This window comes from Phenylobacterium sp. (assembly GCF_046590535.1).
In the GTDB taxonomy this organism is placed as follows: Bacteria; Pseudomonadota; Alphaproteobacteria; order Caulobacterales; family Caulobacteraceae; genus Phenylobacterium.
This window is the reverse complement of the sequence record NZ_JBKJTG010000160.1, coordinates 1-7,146: the sequence shown is the minus strand read 5'-3', so window position 1 is coordinate 7,146 and position 7,146 is coordinate 1. Positions and strand designations below refer to the sequence as shown.

6 protein-coding genes are annotated in these 7,146 nt (G+C 69.0%); 2 read left to right on the top strand and 4 right to left on the bottom strand.

All coding sequences use genetic code 11. The annotated features are described in order from the left end of the window. The coding region (locus ACLL81_RS09605) for a TonB-dependent receptor domain-containing protein (protein WP_411288120.1) at positions 1-2,426 on the bottom strand (2,426 nt) is incomplete at its 3' end. 271 nt (positions 2,427-2,697) lie between these two features. On the opposite strand from ACLL81_RS09605, the gene ACLL81_RS09600 reads away from it, so the two are divergent. Further along, the gene (locus ACLL81_RS09600) at positions 2,698-4,239 is read left to right on the top strand and encodes an ArnT family glycosyltransferase (RefSeq protein ID WP_411288119.1); all 1,542 of its coding nucleotides are present in this window, start codon (positions 2,698-2,700) and stop codon (positions 4,237-4,239) included. Here ACLL81_RS09600 and msrA read toward each other — a convergent pair. The 3 genes from msrA to ACLL81_RS09585 form a co-directional block, all read right to left on the bottom strand. Then, positions 4,214-4,816: a peptide-methionine (S)-S-oxide reductase MsrA gene (gene msrA, locus ACLL81_RS09595; protein ID WP_411288121.1), complete on the bottom strand. Its 603-nt coding sequence runs from the start codon at positions 4,814-4,816 to the stop codon at positions 4,214-4,216. The genes ACLL81_RS09600 and msrA overlap by 26 nt on opposite strands. Positions 4,817-4,908: 92 nt before the next feature. Next, positions 4,909-5,562 carry a 3-oxoacid CoA-transferase subunit B gene (locus ACLL81_RS09590; RefSeq protein WP_411288118.1) on the bottom strand — a complete coding sequence of 218 codons (654 nt, stop codon included), beginning with the start codon at positions 5,560-5,562 and terminating at the stop codon, positions 4,909-4,911. Then, entirely contained in the window at positions 5,562-6,281 is a 720-nt protein-coding gene (locus tag ACLL81_RS09585; protein WP_411288117.1) for a CoA transferase subunit A, read from the bottom strand. Before ACLL81_RS09585 ends, ACLL81_RS09590 begins: the two co-directional genes overlap by 1 nt. A gap of 125 nt (positions 6,282-6,406) precedes the next feature. Between ACLL81_RS09585 and ACLL81_RS09580 the strand changes: the two genes are divergently transcribed. After that, positions 6,407-7,146, top strand: a 740-nt coding sequence (locus ACLL81_RS09580) for a cation:proton antiporter (RefSeq protein WP_411288116.1), incomplete at its 3' end; no start/stop codon positions are given.

Sequence of the window (7,146 nt, the reverse complement as noted above, 5' to 3'; positions counted from 1 at the left end):
CGCGAAGGGCTCTTCGAAGGCCTGAGCCCTTCGCGCCAGTCCTTGGCCAGGGTGAAGGCGACGGCTTCGGAGCCGCCCTTGTCGATGTTCGACAGCAGGAAGTCGAAGTTGTTGCCGGTGGTGGTGCCGATGGCGTTGCGGGCGAACACCGCGCGGCCGTCAGGGGCCACGCCGGTCTGCACCGAGCGGGCGTCGTACCAGTAGAGCGCGTTCTGGTTCACCGAGCGCAGGTAGTCGGCCTGGACCAGCCAGCGGTCGCCGAAGCGGCCGAGGTCGAACTCGTAGCCGACCCGCAGGTTGCCCTTCCAGACCGTGGGGATCTGGAAGCTGGGGGCCAGCGCGTTAACGTCGCCGTTGCCGGCGGTGAAGGTGCAGCCAGCGGGCGCCTGGGTGAGGTTGACGTTGTTGTAGGGGCCCGCCGGGCAGACCGCGTTGGTCTGCGCCACGCCGGTGTTCGAGAAGGTGTTGGACACCCACACATTTAGGCCGGTGGACGAGAACCGGCCGATGCCGCCGGAGACGGTGAGGCGGTCCATCGGCTCCCAGTTGAACGACACGCGCGGCAGGAACACCGACTCGCCGTCCAGGTTCTTGCGGTTGTCGAAGCCGTTGCGCGACACGAACGCGGCGTTCAGCGTCGGCGTGGAGTCCATGTCGTAGAAGTCGTAGCGGAAGCCCACGGCCACATCGAGGTTGTCGAAAATCTGGATCCGGTCTTCGGCGTAGAGGCTGTTCAGCCGGTAGTTGAAGGCCCCCGCGCCGGTGCGGGCGGTGCCCAGGGTTGCGGGCTGGCCCACCGTGCCGGGGGCGACGCCGCCGGTCAGCGAGAAGGCCGACGCCTGCCGGGCCAGGTAGTTGGCGTAGCTGGAGAAGGTGTAGCTGCCCAGCGAGTTGGCCACGAAGACGTTGAGCACATCGAGCTTCTCGGTCCGGGCGCCGAACAGGAAGTCGTGCGCCTGAAACCGGTAGCGGCCGATCGCCTCGAAGGTCTCGACCTCGGTGTGCAGGTAGTTGTCGTGGCGGAACTGCTCGGCGCCGAAGCGGATCTGCGGGGTCCCGGCGCCGGTGGCGACGCCGGCCAGGTCGGCCACGCTCACCGTGACCTCACCGACGCTCAGGCCGCCAAGCGGAAGCTGCTGGGTGTCGGTCTCCTTGAAGGAGTAGCGCAGCTCGGTGGAGAAGTTCTCGGTCCAGTCGGAGTTGAGCTGGGCCGTGTAGGCGATCAGCTCCTCGATCTTGTTGTAGTTGTTGGTCTCCAGGCCGATGCGGGGCTGGGTTACGCTGTTGCCGAGCGCGAAGGTGGAGGAGACCGAGCCGTTCAGCGAGTTGCCCTGCGTCTTCTGATAGGTGAAGGCCGCGCGGTGGTCGTCGGTTATGTTCCAGTCGATCTTGCCGAGGATCTTCTCGTCCTCGACCGGGAAGGCGCCGAACAGGAAGTCGCCCGGATCGTAGCCGTAGATCCGCTGGGTGTCGGCGCGGAAGGTGGTGATCGCGCCGGTGGTGATGCGCGGGATGATCACCGAGGCCTGCGAGCCCGCCGGTCCTTCGTCGAAGCCCAGCTCGCCATCGAACTTCTCGTAGGACAGGAAGAAGAACAGCTTGTCGCGGATGATCGGGCCGCCAAGCGTGGCGCCGAAGACCTTTTCCGAGAACTCGGCGCCCACCGGGACGCCTTCGATGGTGTCGCCCTGCAGGTCGCGGCCGGTGTACTCATAGAAGGCCGAACCGGAGAAGGTGTTGCCGCCTGACTTGGTGACGGCGTTGATCTGGCCGCCGGTGAAGCCGTTGTTGATGGCGCTGTAGGGCGCCGCGGACACGTTGACCGCCGAGACCGCGTCCAACGAGATCGGCGACCGCTGGGTCGGGTAGCCGTTGTTGTTCAGGCCGAAGTCGTCGTTCTGGCGCACGCCGTCGACGGTTAGCTGGTTGAAGCGGGTGTTGGTGCCCGCGAATGACAGGGCGTCCTGGTTGGTGGGGTCGATCGTCGCGAAGGGATCGAGCCGGGCCGCGTCCTTCAGGTCGCGGCTGATCGAGGGGATGTTCTCCAGGTCGGCGGCGGAGAAGTTCGTCGAGGGGCCGCCGCGGTTGGGGGCCACGGCCGCTGCCGTCACCACCAGTTCGGACACCTGCGCGCCGGTGGCGTAGAGCAGGACGTCCACATTGGCCGGTTCACCGACGCCGATACCCGCCACATTGACAGAGCCTGAGTCGAAGTTGGCCGCGGCGGCCGCCACGCGATAGGGGCCGCCCGGACGCAGGCCGCGCACGGAGAAGTAGCCGTCCGAACCCGTCACCGAGGTGGCCGAGGTGCCGGTGGGTACGTGGGTGACCGTGACCGTGGCGTTGCCGATCGGCGCGCTGGCCTCGTTGGTGATCTGCCCGCGGATCGCGCCCGTGGTCGCCTGGGCGTACACCGCCGTGGACATGCCGCACGCGAGCGCCGTCAGCGCTGCGCCACAGGCGAGCCTTTGCATCGTTCTCATTGGAAAATCCCCTCTTCCCGACAGCAGGGGACGGCCGTTCCGACGGCGCCCCTCAGCCTTAGGCTGGCCTATATCAAGGAATCGGCGGGTGTGGGTGACGGTTTTGTAACGGCGACGCCGCGTCGCACCGCGACGCTGAAAAAGCTGGCGCCTGTGTCTTTACAGGCATGGTCGCTGCTCTACCGTCGCACAGCATCTCCACACGAGGATCGGCATGGCGCACGCGGCGGCGACGGAGAGGCGGGCCGACGACTGGCGAGCGGCCATCCTGCTGACCGCCGCCCTGACCCTGGCGCGGCTGGTGGCGCTGTTCCGCACGCCCCTCGATCTCTACCCGGACGAAGCCCAGTATTGGCTTTGGTCGCGCACCCTGGACTTCGGCTACTATTCCAAGCCGCCGATGGTCGCCTGGGCGATCTGGGCGACCACGGCGATGGGCGGCGACGCGGAGCCCTTCGTGCGGCTGGCCGCGCCGCTGTTCCAGGCCGGCGCCACGCTGCTGGTGTTCGCCATCGCCCGCCGGCTCTACGGGGGGAGCGTGGCCCTGGCGGCAGCCGCCCTTTACGCCCTGATGCCGGCGGTGCAGCTCTCCGCCGCGGTGATCGCCACCGACGCGCCGCTGCTGTTCTTCCTGGCGCTCACGGTGCTGGCCTATGTCCACCTGCTCGAGGCCCGGGGCCCGGCCCGGCTGGCCATCGCGGCGGGTCTGGGCGCGGCGCTCGGCCTGGCGTTCCTCTCCAAGTACGCCGCGGTCTATTTCGTCATCGGGCTGGCGCTGCACCTTGCGCTGTCGCCCGCCGCGCGCAGGGCCTGGACCCCCGCGGCGGCCGGCCTGGCCCTGGCCGCCTTCGCCGTGGTCCTGGCGCCCAACCTCGCCTGGAACGCCACCCACGGGTTCGCCACCCTGCAACACACCGCCGCCAACGCCGCCTGGAACGGCCGCCAGCTGTTCAATTTCGCCGAGCTGGGGGAATTCCTGGCCAACCAGTTCGCCATCTTCGGCCCGATCCCCCTGGCCGTGGTGATCGGCGGCGCAGCCCTGCTGGCGTGGCGCCGGCGGCTGACCCGGGAAGATCTGCTCTTGCTGTGCTTCACCGCGCCGCCGCTGATCATCGTCACCGTCCAGGCCTTCGTCAGCCGGGCCAACGCCAACTGGTCGGGCGCCGGCTACCTCACCGGGGCGATCCTGGCGGCGGCCTGGCTGATCCGCTGGCGGGCCAGGCGCTGGCTGCTGGCCGCGGTGCTGATGCAGGCGGCGCTGGCGGCGCTCTTTCTGGTCTTTGTCCTGTCGCCCAGGACGGCGGAGACCCTGGGGGCGGCCAATGGCTTCAAGCGGGCCAAGGCCTGGTCGGAGACTACCGATCTGGTGCTGGACCGGGCCCGGCGCGAACCGGGCCTGACGTCGATCGCGGTGAACAACCGCTTCCTGTTCTACGCCATGGCCTATTACGGGCGGGACTACTTCGCCCAGTCCGGGGCGGCGCCCCTGCGCAGCTGGCTGCTGGCCGACAGCCCGCAGAACCAGGCCGAGACCAGCGCGGCGCTGGACGCCGCCTCCGGCCGCCGGACGCTCGCCGTGGCCTACGAGGGCTGGCGACGGGCCGAGATGGCCGCCGACTTCGCGCGCACGTCAGACCTGGAGATCGCCAGCGTCAGCCTGGACCGCAAGCGCAAGCGCCGCCTGGAGATGTTCGTGGGCCAGGGGTTCGCGCCCCGGCCGCGCGATCCGCTCAGCGGCCTCCCCACACCGCCTTGAGCGCCCGGTCGCGGCCGCAGCCGATCCGGTAGGCGTTGTAGGCGACGGGATTGCGCTTGGCGTAGTCCTGGTGGTAGCCCTCGGCCATGTAGAAGGGCGCCGCGTTGCGCACCTGGGTGGCGACGCTGGCCCCCAGGGTCTTGGCGACGCTGGCTTTCACCTGCTCGGCGATCTGGCGCTCCTGGGCGTTGCCGGCGAACACGGCGGTCCGATAGGATGGCCCCTGGTCGCAGATCTGCCCGTTGGGGTCGGTGGGGTCGATGTTGTGGAAGAAGTGGTCGACCACCTTGGCGTAGCTCACCACCGCCGGGTCGTAGGTCACCCGCACCACCTCCAGGTGGCCCTGGTGGTTCTCGTAGCTGGGGTTGGCCGTCGTGCCGCCGGAATAGCCGGAGACCGCGCCCCTCACACCCGCCAGGCTCTCCATGGCCTTCTCCGCCGACCAGAAGCAGCCGCCGGCGAACACCGCGATTCTGGTGGGGCCCGACTTGGCTGCCACCGAATTGGCTGGCGCCGCGGCCGGGGCGGCGGCGGCCAGCAGCAGGGCGGGGGCGGCGATGGCCGCGAACAGGCGCATTTTCATGGACTTGAGCATGTCACTCACGGGGTTGGAGGTCACGGGAAGATACGCAGGTGCGGCGCTTTCGGATGCCCAGGCGGTTCGCCCAGCTAGGCCGCGACTTCGCCGGCCACCGCGAACGTCGCCTCCGTCCGGGCCATGACCTCGTCTAGGGTCACGCCGGGGGCCAGTTCCAGCAAGGTCAGCGGACGCTTGCCGCGGGCCACGTCGAACACGCCCAGCTCCGTGACCACCAGATCCACGACAGCCTGGCCGGTCAGCGGCAGGGAGCAGGCGTCCACCAGCTTAGGCGCCCCGGACTTCTCGGAATGCTCCATGACCACCACCACGCGCTTGACCCCGGCCACCAGGTCCATGGCCCCGCCCATGCCCTTGACCATCTTGCCGGGCACCATCCAGTTGGCCAGGTCGCCGTTCCTGGCCACCTGCATGGCGCCCAGGATGGACAGGTCGATATGCCCGCCGCGGATCATCGCGAAGCTGTCGGCGCTGGAGAAGTAGGACGAGGACGCCAGCTCGGTGATGGTCTGCTTGCCGGCGTTGATCAGGTCGGCGTCGATCTCGTCCTCGGTGGGGAACGGCCCCATGCCCAGCATGCCGTTCTCGCTCTGCAGGGTCACGCTCATGCCGGCCGGGATGAAGTTGGCCACCTGGGTGGGGATGCCGATGCCGAGGTTCACATAGAAGCCGTCGCGCAGCTCGGTGGCGGCGCGGGCCGCCATCTGGTCTCGGTTCCAGGCCATCAGGAGGCGCTCACTTGTTCGGCCTGGCTCACGGTGCGCTGTTCGATGCGCTTCTCGAAGTGGGCGCCCTCGAACAGGCGGTCCACATAGATGCCGGGGGTGTGGATGTTGTCCTTGTCGAGCTGACCGGTCACCACCAGTTCCTCGACCTCGGCGATCGTCAGCTTGCCGGCCGTGGCCATCATCGGATTGAAGTTCCGGGCTGTGCGCCGATAGACCAGATTGCCCGCGTGGTCGCCCTTGTAGGCCTTGACGATGGCAAGGTCGCAGGTGAGGCCGCGCTCCATCACATAGAGCTCGCCGTCGAACTCGCGGACTTCCTTGCCTTCGGCCACCAGGGTGCCGACGCCTGTCTTGGTGAAGAAGGCCGGAATGCCCGCCCCGCCCGCGCGGATGCGCTCGGCCAGCGTCCCCTGCGGGTTGAACTCCAGCTCCAGTTTGCCGGAGAGGTAGAGCTCGGCGAACAGCTTGTTCTCGCCAACGTAGGAGCTGATCATCTTCTTGATCTGGCCCCCGGCCAGCAGCAGGCCCAGGCCGAAGTCGTCGACCCCGCAGTTGTTGGAGACCACGGTGAGGTCCCTGACGCCACTGTCGCGGATCGCCGCGATCAGGTTTTCCGGGATGCCGCAGAGGCCGAAACCCCCCGCCATGATCGTCATGCCGTCGGTGAGCACCCCTGCCAGGGCGTCGGCGGCGGTGGTCTGTACCTTGCTGGCCATGGGCGCCCTTTACGCCGCAACGCAGCAATTGAGAACGGGGGTCGCGCGAAATTTCACGTGCAGGCACAGCCTTTGCGCGCTCCAGTGCGGCCCATGATCAGCCTCCTTTCCCCGGCCGGGCGGCCGTGAGCGCCGACAGCCTGCTCATCCAGGCCCTGGTCTATCTGGCCGCCGGCGTGGTCTCCGTGCCGATCGCCAAGCGGCTGGGGCTGGGCTCGGCGCTGGGCTACCTGATCGCCGGCTGCCTGGTGGGCCCGTTCGCGCTGAACCTGGTGGGCGAGGCCGGCGACGTGATGCGCTTCGCCGAGTTCGGCGTGGTGATCCTGCTCTTCCTGATCGGGCTGGAGGTGCGCCCGGCGCTGCTCTGGCGGATGAAGACCACCATCTTCGGCCTGGGCGCGGGCCAGATGCTGCTCACCGCCGCCCTGGTCGCCGCCGCAGGCCTGGCCTTTGGGCTGGACTGGAGGGTGGCCGTGGCTGCCGGCCTGATTCTGGCGCTGTCCTCTACCGCCATCGTCCTGCAGAGCCTGGAAGAGAAGGGCCTGCGCCAGGGGCCGGTGGGCGAGGCGGCGTTCGGCGTCCTGCTGTTCCAGGACCTGGCGGTGATCCCGCTGTTCGCGCTGCTGCCGCTGCTGGCCGTGGCCGGGGTTGCGGGCCACGTGGATGCCGCCGGCCACGGCGCCGGCGTGCTCGACGGCCTGCCCCAGTGGATCCGCGCCCTGGCGGTGCTGGCGGCGGTGGCCGCCGTGGTGGTCGCCGGCCGCTACCTCACCCGGCCGATCTTCCGGTTCATCGCCGCAGCCCGCCTGCGCGAAATCTTCACCGCCTCGGCGCTGCTGCTGGTGGTCGGCGACGGGGCCCTGAT